The sequence below is a fragment of the Streptomyces finlayi genome (genome assembly GCF_014216315.1).
Taxonomy (GTDB): domain Bacteria; phylum Actinomycetota; class Actinomycetes; order Streptomycetales; family Streptomycetaceae; genus Streptomyces; species Streptomyces finlayi_A.
Genome location: NZ_CP045702.1, coordinates 1,378,252 through 1,391,204 on the forward strand (window position 1 = coordinate 1,378,252; position 12,953 = coordinate 1,391,204).

13 protein-coding genes are annotated in these 12,953 nt (G+C 71.3%); 4 read left to right on the plus strand and 9 right to left on the minus strand.

All coding sequences use genetic code 11. The features are described 5' to 3' along the window. Positions 1–22: 22 nt before the first annotated feature. The gene (locus F0344_RS06355; protein WP_185297843.1) at positions 23–1,327 is read right to left on the minus strand and encodes an ABC transporter substrate-binding protein; all 1,305 of its coding nucleotides are present in this window, start codon (positions 1,325–1,327) and stop codon (positions 23–25) included. 140 nt (positions 1,328–1,467) lie between these two features. On the opposite strand from F0344_RS06355, the gene F0344_RS06360 reads away from it, so the two are divergent. Then, a complete protein-coding gene (locus F0344_RS06360; protein ID WP_185297844.1) occupies positions 1,468–2,502 on the plus strand; it encodes a LacI family DNA-binding transcriptional regulator in 1,035 nt (344 codons plus the stop codon). 367 nt (positions 2,503–2,869) lie between these two features. Here the strand turns inward: F0344_RS06360 and F0344_RS06365 are convergent, their stop codons facing one another. Next, on the minus strand, positions 2,870–3,160 hold the full coding sequence (locus tag F0344_RS06365) for an Atu4866 domain-containing protein (protein WP_185297845.1): 291 nt from the start codon (positions 3,158–3,160) through the stop codon (positions 2,870–2,872). 351 nt (positions 3,161–3,511) lie between these two features. On the opposite strand from F0344_RS06365, the gene F0344_RS06370 reads away from it, so the two are divergent. Then, positions 3,512–4,267 carry an Atu4866 domain-containing protein gene (locus F0344_RS06370; RefSeq protein WP_185297846.1) on the plus strand — a complete coding sequence of 252 codons (756 nt, stop codon included), beginning with the start codon at positions 3,512–3,514 and terminating at the stop codon, positions 4,265–4,267. Positions 4,268–4,447: 180 nt separating this feature from the next. Here the strand turns inward: F0344_RS06370 and F0344_RS06375 are convergent, their stop codons facing one another. The 3 genes from F0344_RS06375 to F0344_RS06385 form a co-directional block, all read right to left on the minus strand. Further along, positions 4,448–4,675, minus strand: a complete 228-nt coding sequence (locus tag F0344_RS06375) for a hypothetical protein (protein ID WP_185297847.1) — start codon at positions 4,673–4,675, stop codon at positions 4,448–4,450. A 221-nt stretch (positions 4,676–4,896) separates the two neighbouring features. Next, entirely contained in the window at positions 4,897–5,754 is an 858-nt protein-coding gene (locus F0344_RS06380; RefSeq protein WP_185297848.1) for a helix-turn-helix transcriptional regulator, read from the minus strand. Between the two features lie 164 nt (positions 5,755–5,918). Then, entirely contained in the window at positions 5,919–6,632 is a 714-nt protein-coding gene (locus F0344_RS06385; protein ID WP_185297849.1) for an SDR family NAD(P)-dependent oxidoreductase, read from the minus strand. Positions 6,633–6,963: 331 nt separating this feature from the next. Between F0344_RS06385 and F0344_RS06390 the strand changes: the two genes are divergently transcribed. Both F0344_RS06390 and F0344_RS06395 read left to right on the plus strand, forming a co-directional pair. Continuing rightward, positions 6,964–7,443, plus strand: a complete 480-nt coding sequence (locus F0344_RS06390) for a cation:proton antiporter regulatory subunit (RefSeq protein WP_185297850.1) — start codon at positions 6,964–6,966, stop codon at positions 7,441–7,443. Between the two features lie 4 nt (positions 7,444–7,447). Then, positions 7,448–8,623 (plus strand): cation:proton antiporter, encoded by a 1,176-nt coding sequence (locus F0344_RS06395; protein WP_185297851.1) that lies wholly within the window; start codon positions 7,448–7,450, stop codon positions 8,621–8,623. 262 nt (positions 8,624–8,885) lie between these two features. Here the strand turns inward: F0344_RS06395 and F0344_RS06400 are convergent, their stop codons facing one another. The 4 genes from F0344_RS06400 to F0344_RS06415 form a co-directional block, all read right to left on the minus strand. Next, a complete protein-coding gene (locus F0344_RS06400) occupies positions 8,886–9,749 on the minus strand; it encodes a universal stress protein (RefSeq protein WP_185297852.1) in 864 nt (287 codons plus the stop codon). 5 nt (positions 9,750–9,754) lie between these two features. Next, entirely contained in the window at positions 9,755–10,777 is a 1,023-nt protein-coding gene (gene adhP / locus F0344_RS06405) for an alcohol dehydrogenase AdhP (RefSeq protein WP_185297853.1), read from the minus strand. Positions 10,778–11,041: 264 nt separating this feature from the next. Then, entirely contained in the window at positions 11,042–11,974 is a 933-nt protein-coding gene (locus tag F0344_RS06410; RefSeq protein WP_185297854.1) for a universal stress protein, read from the minus strand. A gap of 168 nt (positions 11,975–12,142) precedes the next feature. Then, a complete protein-coding gene (locus F0344_RS06415) occupies positions 12,143–12,943 on the minus strand; it encodes an HPF/RaiA family ribosome-associated protein (protein ID WP_185297855.1) in 801 nt (266 codons plus the stop codon). Positions 12,944–12,953 lie beyond the last annotated feature (10 nt).

Here is a 12,953-nt window from a genome sequence, read left to right on the forward strand (position 1 = left end):
CCGGGTCCGGATGTCAGGGAGCTCACGAGGTCGGCAGTGCCTGCATGGCCTCGATGAAGGCGTCCTCGTCCATCGAGCCGTTGAAGAACTGCTGGAGGGACTGGTGCATCGTGGTGGCCGCCGACTGGGGGTACGCCTGGTCCCAGGAGAGCTGGAACGCCGGGGCCGCCTTGACCAGGTCGTACTGGAACTTCGCGAACTCGGGGCTGGCCGCGGTGTCCAGGAAGCCTTCGGTGTTCGTCGTGGTCGGCAGGTTCCCGACGCCCAGCTGGGCCTTGACGAACTGGTCCGAGTACATGAGCTTCAGGAACTCGGCGACGGCCCGCGGGTGCTTCGTCTTCTTGTGGACCGAGTAGAAGTTGTTCGTGTTGCCGACGATGTTCGCCTGGTCGCCCTTGCCGCCCTCGACCGACGGGAAGGCGCTGTAGCCGAGGTCGTTCTCGGCGAACTCGGGGTGCGCGTCCTGCTGGGTCGAGTACTCCCACGAACCCATCAGCTCGAACGCGGCCTTACCGGTGGCCAGTAGCGTGGGAGATCCCTGGTCGGTGAACTTCACGGAGTCGTAGTTGGTGCCGAACGCCCCGGAGTCCACCAGCTCCTTGATCATGCCGAGCGCCTTCCTGCTGTCCGGGCTCGCCCAGGCGTCCTGGTCGCCGTCCAGGGCCTTCTGGAAGAGCTCCGGGCCGGCGATGCGGTCGTAGAGGTACTCGAACCACATCAGTGTCGGCCACCGGTCACCGCCGCCCAGCGCGATCGGGGTGACGCCGTCGGCCTTCAGCGCCTTGACCGCCGCCAGCAGGTCGTCCCAGGTCTTCGGCGGCTCTACGCCGGCCTCTTTGAGGACCTTGCCGTTGTTGAACAGCAGCACCGGCTGGGTCCCGCGCATCGGGACGCCGTACGACGTACCGTCGAGCACCGCGCTGTTGAACACGGACGGCAGGAACTTCGCCTTGAGGTCGGGCTCCTTGGCGATGAAGGGGTCCAGCGGGAGCAGCAGGCCGGCATCGACGAACGGCTTGATGCTGCCGCCGCCCCAGTTGAAGAAGACGTCCGGCGCCTGCTTGCTGCTGATAATCGTCTGCAGTTTGGCCTGGTAGTCGGCGCCCGGGATCGTATCCAGGACGGCCTTCACCTTCGAGGTCTTGTTGAAGGTGGCGACGAGCTCCTTCTCCACCTTGTTCGTCGCGTCCCCGTAGACCAGGACGTGGATGGTGTCGTCGCCGCCGGCCGCGTCGGAGCCCCCTCCGCACGCGGACAGGGACAGCACCAGGGCCAGCGCGGCACCACCGACGACAACGGTCCGCGAGAACCGTGCGCGTTGCTTCATCGACTCGCCTCTCGAAACATTTTCGGTACGATTACCGAAACTTCCTGAGTCGGGACGCTAGGACCCCTCACCTGGGGGGTCAACCCTCGGTCTCCGCGTTACCAAAGCGTTACGCCTCGGCGGCGGTTGTTCCGTGCTTTATGCTCCTCGCCATGCGCGATGACGAGGAAATGGGCCGTATCACCCTTGCCCAGGTGGCCCAGCAGGCCGGCGTCTCCATTTCGACAGTTTCGAAGGTCCTCAACGGGCGGCAGGACGTGGCTCCCCCGACGAGGGTCAAGGTGGAGCGCCTGCTGGAGACGCATGCGTACCGGCGCACCACGCGGTCGGCCCGCGAGGCACCGCTCATCGAGATCGTGTTCCACGAGCTGGAGAGCATCTGGGCGATGGAGCTGATCCGGGGGGTGGAGAACGTCGCCAAGGCGCACAACGCCGGCGTCGTCCTCACCGAGAGCGGAACCCGCCACTCACCCAGCCCCGACTGGATGGAGGCGATGCTCCAGCGCCGGCCGCTCGGTGTCGTCCTGGTCTTCTCCGCCCTGCCCAGCGAGGTGAAGCAGCAGCTCAGGGCGCGTTCGATCCCGTTCGTGATCATCGACCCGGCAGGCGACCCCGACCCCGACGTACCGTCGGTCGGCTCGGCCAACTGGAACGGCGGACTGGCCGCCACCCGCCATCTGATCGAGTGCGGGCACCGGCGCATCGGGATCATCACGGGACCCGAGGACATGCTGTGCTCCCGCGCCCGGCTCGACGGGTACCGGTCGGCGATGACCATGGCCGGACTGGAGGTCGACCCCGGGCTCATCCTGTTCGGCGACTTCCACGTGGAGGGCGGCTACGACCGCGCCACCGAGATGCTGTCCCGTCCCCAGCGCCCCACCGCGATCTTCGCCGGCAGCGACCTCCAGGCACTCGGCGTCCTGGAGGCCGCCCGGGTGCACGGCCTGCGCGTTCCGCACGACCTCTCGGTCGTCGGCTACGACGACGTGTCCATCGCCCGCTGGGCCAGCCCGGCCCTGACCACGGTCCATCAGCCGCTGCGTCAGATGGCGGAGGAGGCGGCACAGATGCTGATGCGGCTGCGGGCCCAGGAACCGGTGTCGACGCGGCTCGAACTGGCCACCAGCCTGGTCGTACGCAAGAGCACGGCACCGCCGCCGCCCGAGGGCTGAGCGGGACGGCGGGGTCGCGCGCCGAGCCGTCCGGCCCCGCCCACCATCGCCTTCCGCGCCCTGCAGGGCTTCTTCGGCGCGCTGCTGATGTCCGACACCCCCGGTCTGCCGCATGCGGTGTTCCCGGTCTCGATGGACGCCCGGACCGAAGCCGCGTTGCCGCGCCGGACACTCCTTCGGCGGCCAGACGGCGGGCAGTCTGCTGGTCCTGCGCGTCCTCGATCCGGTGAGCCGGATCGCAGAAGACCTCCTCGGTGCCGCCGCCGCTGAAGCGGACGGCGCTGCGCAGACCGCCGTGCCGCCTTGGGGCCGCGACCGTCCGTGAGCCCGGTGGTGACGGCTCAGGTCACCCGCGACAGGACCCTGGTCATGGTCGGGCTTCCTGCCGGGCGCGCGGGTCGTCCTCGCGGTGGAGCACGAGGTGCTCGTGGAAGAGAACGCCGTCGCGGACATCGCCGGTGGCGGTGAAGCCGGTGTCGTCGACGTAGTCGAGGTGGCTGCCGGTGACGGTGTAACGGCCGGTGTAGGCGCTCCGGCGGCTGCCCCGGGCCTCGTCGTAACGGCCGTTCGGCAGCAGTTCCTGGCGGATGAAGCCGTCCGCGGTCACCCACATCCCGACGTACGGGTGTGGATCGCGTGGCGTGTCGTTGCTGGTCATGACTCCACCCTCGGCCCTGCGGCGGGACGCGACCAGGCCGCCGTCCCCCCGGGTGAGAACTTCCTGGGTGCCGCGCACCCACCGTCAGGGGGGGCGTGATCACCGTCGCGCCTCCTGAGCGGACCGTCCGGGCCGCCCCTGGTTCACGTCGCCCCTCGCTCTCGACCGTGCCGGCGGCGACCACCGTGGGTGCGGTGGACCTGGGGAGACGGCGGCCTGGTTCCGATGACGGAACGCACCGAAGCTGATGGCGCAGAAGCCGCCCGGCGCCATCCGGCGCCCGCTCGGCCCGGAGCAGCGCACTTCGCGTATCGCCCACCGGAAATCCTGAACCCGTCTGAGGAGCGAGCCATGAGCACCACCGACACGGACATCGCGGGCTGGAACTCCCAGGCCCTCGACGACATCCTTTCGAACGACGCGGGACGTCCCGTGCTGTTCACCAACGCCCGCATCCTGACGATGGACCCGCTGATCGGGACCATGGCCGGCGCCGACATCCTGTTCGTCGGTTCCCTGATCGTGGCGGTCGGCCCGTCCCTGTTCACCGCCGCGGAGGACGACAACGCCATCGTCGTCGACTCCACGGGCATGACCATCGTCCCCGCCGTCGTGGACGCCGCCGCGCTGGCCGGCGGCCGCGGCGAACGCGCTGAGCACGTCGCGACGCTGACCCCGGGCAACGCCAGCGACCTGCTGGTGGTACCCGACGAGCTCGCCGCCGACGTACCGAGCGCCCTGGCCACGCTCATGTCCCGGCCGGAGCAGGTCCGCGCACTGGTCGCGGCCGGCCGTCCCGTGCTCTGGGCCGGCGGCGACGCCCCCGGCCGGGCCACCGCCCCCGCCGTGGGCATCCCGGCCTCCCCGGACCTGACCGGCAGCCCGCGGGTCGGCGTCTGGATCGACCAGGACGACTTCCTGCACCAGGAACTCACCGCCGACGGCCGCTACGACGAGACCCGGGGCGGCCGGCCGCACGCCTACCAGGGCCGGTTCTGGATCGACGGTGACCGGATCGACTACCTCGACGACCTCGGCTTCTGGGCCGTGGGCTACTTCCGCGGTCACGAACTGCACCACGTCGGCTACGTCATGCACCTGGGCTGACTCCCCCGGGCGGCCCCAGGTTCGGACAGGTGTGGCCGCTGATCGGCCTATGCCGCTGGTCCACCCGCCACGACGGGGAACGGCGTGAACAGCAGGTGCACACCGGGCAGGAGGTGGAGGAGGGCCGCGCGCCCCCGTGTTCGCGGTCGGGCGTCACCACCCGGACGCGGCACGGGCCTCTCAGGCAGTGGCCGTCCCGGCCAGCGTCGCCCTCGACGCGGCGGCGACGTCGTCCGGGTTGCCCGCCCCGGCCGAGCGGATCACCCGGGTGGTCTGCTGGAGCACCGTCTCCCGCAGACCACCGGCGACCCGCTGCCGCTCGCTGTGGACCAGTTCCCTCGCTTCCGGCAACAGGGCCGTGAGCGCCGCGTCCTGGCGGCTCAACTCCCGCCTGCGGCACGTGTTCATCAGCCACCCCGCCCCCCACGCGACCGTGATTCCCGAGCCGAGAGAGAAGAACAGCGGGGTGAGGGGGAAGAACCCGTGGAGCAGCAGTCGGAAAGAGAATCGACCGGCTCCCCGAGCCGCGTTCCGTCGACCGTCAGACGGCCGTCATCGAGGCTGTCGTACCTGGCGGTCCCTCAGGCGACCACGTCTCCGTCGGGAGTCGTGTCCGCTGCGAACGGGCCCTACGTGATCCGCTTCGGTGAGTCTTCCTGGTGCCCGGAGCGGGCGGTCGCCGCCAGCGAGCCGAGCAGGCGGAGCGCGTCCGCGGTCCGAGTGCCTTCCTGCGCGTGGTAGATGATCAACTGCTGGCCAGGAGCGGACCGTACGTCGAAGGTCTGCATGCGCAGGGTGAGCTCACCGACGGCGGGGTGCAGCAGGACCTTCGCGGCATCACTCTTGCCCCGTGCGTCCCGCCTCTGCCAGAGGTCGGCGAACTCGCGGCTGCTCTCCGATGCCGTCCGCAGGACCTCATGGATCCTCGGGTCGTTCGGCCGGGCGCCCTCCAGGAAGCGGAATCCCGCGACCGCGTTGGCGGCGGCCTTGCCCCAGTCCGCGTGGAACGAGCGGACCGACGGGTCGAGGAACATGGACAGCAGCAGGTTCTCGCCGGGTTCGAGGTGGGGGAAGACGGCCCGTCCCAGCGTGTTCATGGCCAGGACGTCGTACGCCCGTCCCAGGAGCAGGGCCGGCGTGCGGTCCCACAGTTCGGCCATCGCCAGCAGCTGGGGGTCGGCTCGCTCGATGGTGCCCTCGTGGCGCGGGAGCGGGGTCATGCCCGCGATCCGGTACAGGTGCAGCCGCCCGTCGTCGTCCAGCAGCAGCGCGTCGCTCAGGGCGTCCAGGACCTGCGTCGACGGGCGCCGCTCACGGCCCTGCTCCAGTCGCAGGTAGTAGTCGACGCTGATGCGGGCCAGCATCGCGACCTCTTCGCGGCGCAGACCGGGGACACGTCGCCGCCCGTCCTGCGGCAGACCGACGTCGGACGGCGTCACCCGCGCGCGCCGGCCTTGCAGGTAGTCACCCAGTCTCGAGGTTGTCATGTCAGCCAGGTTAGGCTCCCGCGCGGCTCGGAGCCTGGTCCCAGTGCCCCCAGGGTGGAGCATGAGGGCCACGCCCCCATCGTCGAGGCGGCGGCCGAGGGCGCGGATCCCGTCCTCGTCATCGGCGACAAGGGTGATGGCCGAACCGCGGCGCGATACCGCGGTCACCAGGGCACGGGGCCGGTGGCGCCGACGAAGGCAGGGGTCGGTGTGCCGGGCCCGGCGGTGGCGGCGGCGACGATCACCGCGGCGCCCTCCTCGACACTCTGGGTGCCCTGGTGGCCGTTCAGGTCGGTCGCGGTGAACCCGGGGTCGACCGAGACCACGCTGATTCGCGGGAGGGACCGAGCGTAGACGACGGTCAGCATGTTCAGAGCGGCCTTGGACGAGTTGTAGGCCAGCAGTGGCGCCCAAGCCGGGAGCAGATCGCCGTGGGCGGCCGGGTCGGCGTTGATCGTCAGCGAGCCGAGCGCGCTGGACACGTTCACGATTGCGGGCCGAGCCGCCTGCTGGAGCAGGGGCAGGAAGGCGCGGGTGGTGCGCACGGCACCGAAGACGTTGGTGTCGAAGACGTACCGCAGGTCGGCGGCGGTCAGCTCGTCGGCCGGGGCGGCTGGGCCGGCGACGCCCGCGTTGTTGACCAGGACATCGACCCGGCCCGCCTCGGCACGCACCTGTGCGGCGGCCGCGGCGACGGACGCGTCGTCGGTGATGTCGATCAGCAGCGGGCGGGCTCCGAGGAGCTTGGCGGCCCGCTCGCCGCGGTGGGCGTCGCGGGCCCCGGCGTAGACGGTGTGACCCGCCTCGACGAGGCGGCGGGCGGTTTCGAAACCGAGGCCCTTGTTGGCCCCGGTGATCACGGTGACGGTTGTTGTCATGCCGCTCAGCCTGCGCGGAACCGGACGGGGCAGGGAGAGCCCTCCCCGACGGGGGGTCGGCCAGTACCAGGCTTACCCAAGGACCGGCGGACAAGGGACACATGAACCGGCGCGGCAAGGAACGCGACATCGCCTGGAAGACCGTCCGGCCCGCCGTGCGGGGCCGCTCGGCCCTGTCGGCCCGTGCGCGACGGCCGGAAGAGTGACCCGTGGGCCTCCGGGGCCGGGCCCGGCGCTTGAGCTGCCGCCCTCGGATGCCGATGACCAAGGGCACGGCGGTCGAGTGCCGAGCCGCACGACAACGACTGCGAGACGGACGGGATGGGTTCGGGTGGACGTCAACGAGGTGCTGCTGCCCGGTGTGGGGCTGCTCTACGAGTTCGTCAATCGGGAGGGCGACAAGATCGGTGTGGTCGCACGGCGCTCGGGTGACTTCGAACTGGCGGTCTACGAAGAAGGGGACCCGGACCAGGCGCGGGCCGTGTTCCGACTCACCGGCGAGGAGGCGGACGTGGTCGCCGATATTCTCGGCGCACCGCGCATCGCCGAGCGGTTCGCGGATCTGACCAAAGAGGTGCCCGGTCTCAGCGCCGGGCAGGTCGAGGTACTCGCCGGCACCCCGTTCGCCGGCCGCCCGCTGGGAGAATCGAGGGCACGGACACGGACGGGCGCGTCGATCGTGGCGATCGTCCGTGGTGAGGATGTCATTCCCTCCCCTGGGCCGGAGCAGATCCTGAGAGCCGGGGACGTGCTGGTGGTGATCGGGACCCGCGAGGGAATCGCCGCGGTGGAACAGCTCGTCCGGAGCTGAGCGGATGCACATCTCGGTCGCCCTGCTGCTGGAGCTGGGCATCATCCTCGCCTTCCTGGGTCTGCTCGGCACGCTGGCGCGGCGTTTCGCGCTGTCCCCGGTCCCGTTGTACCTCCTGGTGGGCCTGGCGCTGGGCGAGGGAGGAATCGCCCCGGTGCCGGCAGCCGGGTCCTTCGTGGAGACCGGCGCGGGCATCGGCGTCGTCCTCCTGCTGCTGGTACTCGGTCTCGAGTTCACCGTGCCGGAGTTCACGGTCAGTCTGCGCCGCCACCTGCCGTCGGCATGGGTCGACCTCGTGCTGAACGCGACCCCCGGTGCGGTGGCGGGATGGCTGCTCGGACTCGACGCCGGAGGGATCCTCGCGCTCGCCGGGGTGACCTACATCTCCTCCTCGGGCATCATCGCCCGGCTCCTGGGCGACCTGCGGAGGATGAGCAACCGGGAGACCCCGGCCGTGCTGTCCGTGCTGGTGCTGGAGGACTTCGCGATGGCCGCGTATCTTCCGCTGCTCGCCGTCGTGGCCGCCGGCGGCACGTGGCAGCAGGCCCTGCTGGGAGTGCTGCTGGCCCTGGGCGCGGTGGTGGCCGCCCTCACCATGTCCTACTGGTGGGGGCATCATCTGGGGCGGCTGCTGTCGCACCCGGACGAGGAGCAGCTGTTGCTGCGCGTCCTGGGCGTGACACTGATCGTCTCCGCCCTCGCGGAGGCCGTCCACGTCTCGGCGGCAGTTGGCGCCTTCCTGGTCGGGCTGTCGCTCACGGGCGAGGCGGCCGACCGGGCACGGAAGGTGCTGAGCCCGCTGCGGGACCTGTTCGCCGCGGTGTTCTTCCTCGCCATCGGCCTGTCCATCCCACCGGACTCGCTGCTGCCGGTACTTCCGGTCGCCCTGCTCCTGGCCGTGGTCACCGCCGCGACCAAGGTGGCGTCCGGTTGGTACGCGGCACGCCGCGAAGGCGCGGGACGCCGAGGACGGCTGCGTGCGGGGACCGCGCTCATCGCCCGGGGCGAGTTCTCCATCGTCATCATCGGCCTGATGGGTACGGGCCATGACCGACTCGGTGCTCTGGTGGCCGCCTACGTCCTCCTGCTCGCCGTGGCCGGCCCGGTGATCACCCGCTTCACAGGCCCCCGCGCCTCCGGTACGAAGCACTCACCGCGCCAGGGCACGCCCGTGCCCTGAGCCGGGACGGCACCGCGGCGGTCGCACCGTGGTGGGATGACCCAGCCCCTCGAAGGAACAGCGGTACGGGCCCGCGGCCGTATCCGGAGAGGCCCACGGCCCCGCCCGAGGGCACCGGTCAGGCAGGTGGGGCCGAACGGCCCACCAGCGGGCCCGACCGGCACATGGCCCGCACCCCGGCCGGGGTGGGGTGCGTCTTCCGTCCCGCGTGTCCCCTCGTCCCCCACCGAGGCCGTTGCCGTCACACCCCTTGACCGTGCCGTCACACCACGTCGGGCACGACCACGACAGGGCAGCCGGAGTGGTGCAGGACCGTGTGGACGACCCGTCCGAGACGGGGGCCGAGGTGGCCGGGACGCCGTCGGCCGACGATGAGGAGGCCGGCGTCCCGCGAGGCGGCCAGGAGGACGCTGCGGGCGGGGCCCTCCACCGTGCGTCGCCGCAGTCGAACCTCCACGGGAGCCTCGGCGAGGGCGGCCTCCAGCTCCCTGGCCGCTCGTTCCTCGTACAGGCGCTCGGGATCACCCGTGAGCAGGGGGTGGTCGACCGTCTCGTGCATGGGGCACCGCCACGCCCGTACCGCCTCCAACGGCACATCGCGCCGCTTCGCCTCCGCGTAGGCGAAGCGCACGGCCGCTGTCGGCACGTCGGCCACTCCGACCGCGATGTGGCCGTGACGTCCGCCGACAGCGCGGTTGCTGTGGTTGCCACGGATCACGATGACCGGGCAGTTTGCTTGTGTGGCCACGGTCAGGCTGACGGAGCCCAGGAGGAGATCGGCGAGACCGCTGCGTCCGCGGGTTCCCATGACGAGGGCGGACGCGTTGCGGCCCTCGCGCACGAGGGCGTACTCGGGTTCCTCCGGCACGTCGGCCGTAGTCGTGGGCAGCTCGGCATGATGGCGCAGCGCACGCAGGGCCGCGGCTGCGAGGATGTCCTGCGCGGTGACCCGCCCGGACGAGCTGCCGACTTCCGGCGCGAGTGCGGGCCCCTCGTAGCGCTCCCACAGGGATGCGTACACGATCCGCAGGGGCACCCCGCGCAGGGCGGCCTCGTCGGCCGCCCAGTCGACGGCCCGCAGGCTGGGCTCGGAGCCGTCGACACCGACGACAAGGGGCAGGTTCATCGCTCTCAGCCTCCCGTGCCGAGGTCGAAGACGATGCGGGCTTTGACCTGACCGCGCAGGACCTCGTCGATCGATTCGTTGACGGCGGTGAGCGGGCGGGTCTCCTGGATGACCTTCGTCCGGCCGGCCGCGTGGAGCTGGAAGACCTCCGCGAGGTCCTGGCGGGTACCGACGATGGAGCCGATCACCGAGGTGCCGTTGAGCACGGTGTCGAAGATCGGCAACTGGATGGTGCCGTGCGCGGGCAAGGCCACCATGACGAGCTTCCCGCCGCGTCGCAGGCCCGAGTTGACGGCTTCGAACGCGGCCGGGCTCACGGCGAGGGCGAGGGCGACGTGGGCGCCGCCGTGCCGCTTCAGCTCCGCGCCGACATCCTGGGTACGGGCGTCGATGATGATGTCGGCGCCCAGTTCACGGGCGAGTGCGAGCTTCTCGTCGGTCACGTCGATGGCGGCGACGGTGGCGCCGGCGATCTTCGCGTACTGCACCGCCAGATGGCCGAGGCCGCCCACGCCGGAGATGGCGACGAGCTGGGCGGGCCGGACGTCGGCGACCTTCAGGGCCTTGTACGTGGTGACGCCCGCGCAGGTCAGCGGGGCGGCGTCAACGGCGCTGACACCCTCGGGCACCGCCTGGGCGAAGTCGGCCCAGGCCAGCATCTTCTCGGCGTATCCGCCGTCGCAGCCGTAACCGGTGTTGATCTGGCTCTCGCACAGCGTCTCCCAGCCCGACAGGCAGTGCTCGCAGCGCCCGCACGCCCGGCCGAGCCACGGCACGGCGACCCGTTGGCCGACAGCGAGATGGGTGACTCCCTCGCCGAGCTTCTCGACGAGGCCGACGCCTTCGTGACCGGGCACGAACGGCGGGGTGGGCTTGACGGGCCAGTCCCCGTGCGCGGCGTGGATGTCGGTGTGGCACAGCCCGCACGCCTCGACGCGGACGCGGACCTGCCCGGGGCCGGGCTCGGGGTCGGGGCGCTCCTCGATGACCAGGGGCTGACCGAATTCCCGGACGACCGCTGCCTTCATGATGTCCTCGCTTCTCCTGTGTCGGATGCTCTGGTTCCAGCATCGCGTTCGGCGGGTTCTCAGGGCAGGGGCCCGCTGGTCCCCCGCGGAGGCCGACCGGCCCCATCCGCGCGGGTGGGCGGCGCGGCGGGTCGGAGGCACCGGTGGTGTTCAGCCGTGGTCATCCGTTGCCTCGGGCGACCGGACGCCCGGACGCCAGGCGGCCACACCGCCATCATCACGGCCGGTGCGGCACCGGACCGGTACCGTGCCGACCGTACGCGCTCACAGGTGTCGGACCACTGCCACCGGGGCCGCGGCGTGGTGCAGCACCGCGTGCGTGACCGGCCCGACGTGCGTGCCGACCGGTGCGCGGCGTACACGCCGTCCCACCACCAGCAGTGAGGCCTCCGCGGAGGCGTCCACGAGGTGGCCGGCGGCCCTGCCGACGACACACTGTTCCGTGACCTCGACATCCGGGAAGGTGCCGCGCCACGGCCGCAGTACGTCTGTGAGCGCGCTCGCCTCGCCCAGTTCCCGGGCTACACGATGGCCGGGATCGGTGGCTGCGGGGTCGAAGTCGAAGGCGGCCGGAGCGGTCCGGCCGTGGATGACCCGCAGCCCGACCGCCCGAGCGGAGGCGGCCGCGAAGGCGTAGGCGATCAACTCGTCACACGGCCGGGAGAGGTCGAGGCCGAGCACCACGTCGAGGTGCTGCCTCGTGTCGGCCACGCTGTCACCGGCCTCGGGCCACAGTTCGCCCTCGGCCCGTGCGCCGGGCCGTACGACGACGACCGGGCACTCGGCACGTGCGATGACGGGCATGGACACCGATCCGGCCAGGAAACCGCTGAGGACACCGAGCCCTCGCGATCCCATCACCAGGACCTCCGCCTCCGCCGTCGCGGAGAGCAGCGCCTCGGCGGGGCGCCCGAAGACCTGCTCGACGCCGACGTCCAGGTCGGGATACTCCTCCCGCAGCCGGTCGGCCGTCTCGCCAAGGGCGCACTCCGCCCGGTGCCGGGTCATGGTCGTCCCGTCGGGCGTGGTGTCCGTGCCCCTCGACGGGGCGGGGCTGAAGACCGACGAACGGTCCTGCCGGGCGTGGAGGAGGTGCAGGGGCAGACCGCGCAGGCGAGCCTCCCGGGCGGCCCACGCCGCTGCGGCGAGCGACTCGGCCGAGCCGTCCACAGCGGCGATGACGGTACGTCGTGACATGGTTTCCTCCGAAATACGGGGTGCGTCAGGTTGAGGAGCGGTGGCGGAGCGGGGGCGAGGGCAGGGCAACGGCCCGGACGCGGTACCTGGCGGCGGCGAGCGGGCCGTTGACGGCGAGCCGTCCGTTTCCGGAAGAGCCGGAAGGGCCGGTGCGGTGGTGAGATGTCACTACAGGGCTGGGGTAATCAGTCCGTAGTGACCGTCGTAGCGGTGGTAGAGCACACTTCCCCGGCCGGTGCCGGTGTCGTGGAAGAAGACGAAGGGCAAGCCGGTCAGGCGCAGCCGCTGGACGGCCTCGCCCACATCGATCGAGGGGACGGGGACCGTGCTGACGCTCAGAGGTCCCTCGAAGTCCCTTTGCGGGCCGCTGCGGCCGAGCGACGCCATGCGGTGCCGGCCGGCCGGGACGTCCCGGTAGACCACGCTGTCGTACCCCGAGGCCAGGTCGGTGAAGACCCAGAAGTCGTGGTCCATGGCCTCCAGGTCGATCAGGGCGTCCTCGGGTGTCTGCCGGGCCAGGCTGAACGACTTGTGCCGGATGATGCGGCGCTCTTCGGCCGGAAGGTACTGGCGGTGCGGGCGGTGCTCATGGCCCGAGCCGTCCCACCATGTCCGGCCGTCCGGGCCGCCGCCATCGCGCGGTCCGCGCGTCCCGTGCCGCCGTACCCGGGCGATGCGCGCGGTCAGGCGCTCCTGCAAAAGATCGACGGCCTCGAACATGGTGGTCGCGGCGACATGGGCCCGTACCGGCCGGCCGTTGACGTCCACCACGGCCTGAGCCGTAGCCGGACGGGCCGCCGAAGCGTTGGCGGCTTGCGTGAGCTTCACCTGGGCCGACAGGACCGGTTCGCCCACATGGCTGATCACCGCGAGCACCTTCCTCCGGGCATAGGCTTCCGCACCGTCCGGTACCTGTCCTCGGTTCCGCACCTGGACGCCGACTTCTTCGCTGGTCCTGAGACCACTCATGGCAACTCCT

Excerpts from the sequence above, each read along its gene's own strand:
- F0344_RS06355 (WP_185297843.1), bottom strand. The coding sequence starts at position 1,327 with ATGAAGCAACGCGCACGGTTCTCGCGGACCGTTGTCGTCGGTGGTGCC.
- F0344_RS06400 (WP_185297852.1), bottom strand. The coding sequence starts at position 9,749 with ATGAACCTGCCCCTTGTCGTCGGTGTCGACGGCTCCGAGCCCAGCCTG.
- F0344_RS06360 (WP_185297844.1), top strand. The coding sequence starts at position 1,468 with ATGCTCCTCGCCATGCGCGATGACGAGGAAATGGGCCGTATCACCCTT.
- F0344_RS06365 (WP_185297845.1), bottom strand. The coding sequence starts at position 3,160 with ATGACCAGCAACGACACGCCACGCGATCCACACCCGTACGTCGGGATG.
- F0344_RS06375 (WP_185297847.1), bottom strand. The coding sequence starts at position 4,675 with ATGAACACGTGCCGCAGGCGGGAGTTGAGCCGCCAGGACGCGGCGCTC.
- F0344_RS06410 (WP_185297854.1), bottom strand. The coding sequence starts at position 11,974 with ATGTCACGACGTACCGTCATCGCCGCTGTGGACGGCTCGGCCGAGTCG.
- F0344_RS06380 (WP_185297848.1), bottom strand. The coding sequence starts at position 5,754 with ATGACAACCTCGAGACTGGGTGACTACCTGCAAGGCCGGCGCGCGCGG.
- adhP (WP_185297853.1), bottom strand. The coding sequence starts at position 10,777 with ATGAAGGCAGCGGTCGTCCGGGAATTCGGTCAGCCCCTGGTCATCGAG.
- F0344_RS06395 (WP_185297851.1), top strand. The coding sequence starts at position 7,448 with ATGCACATCTCGGTCGCCCTGCTGCTGGAGCTGGGCATCATCCTCGCC.
- F0344_RS06385 (WP_185297849.1), bottom strand. The coding sequence starts at position 6,632 with ATGACAACAACCGTCACCGTGATCACCGGGGCCAACAAGGGCCTCGGT.
- F0344_RS06370 (WP_185297846.1), top strand. The coding sequence starts at position 3,512 with ATGAGCACCACCGACACGGACATCGCGGGCTGGAACTCCCAGGCCCTC.
- F0344_RS06415 (WP_185297855.1), bottom strand. The coding sequence starts at position 12,943 with ATGAGTGGTCTCAGGACCAGCGAAGAAGTCGGCGTCCAGGTGCGGAAC.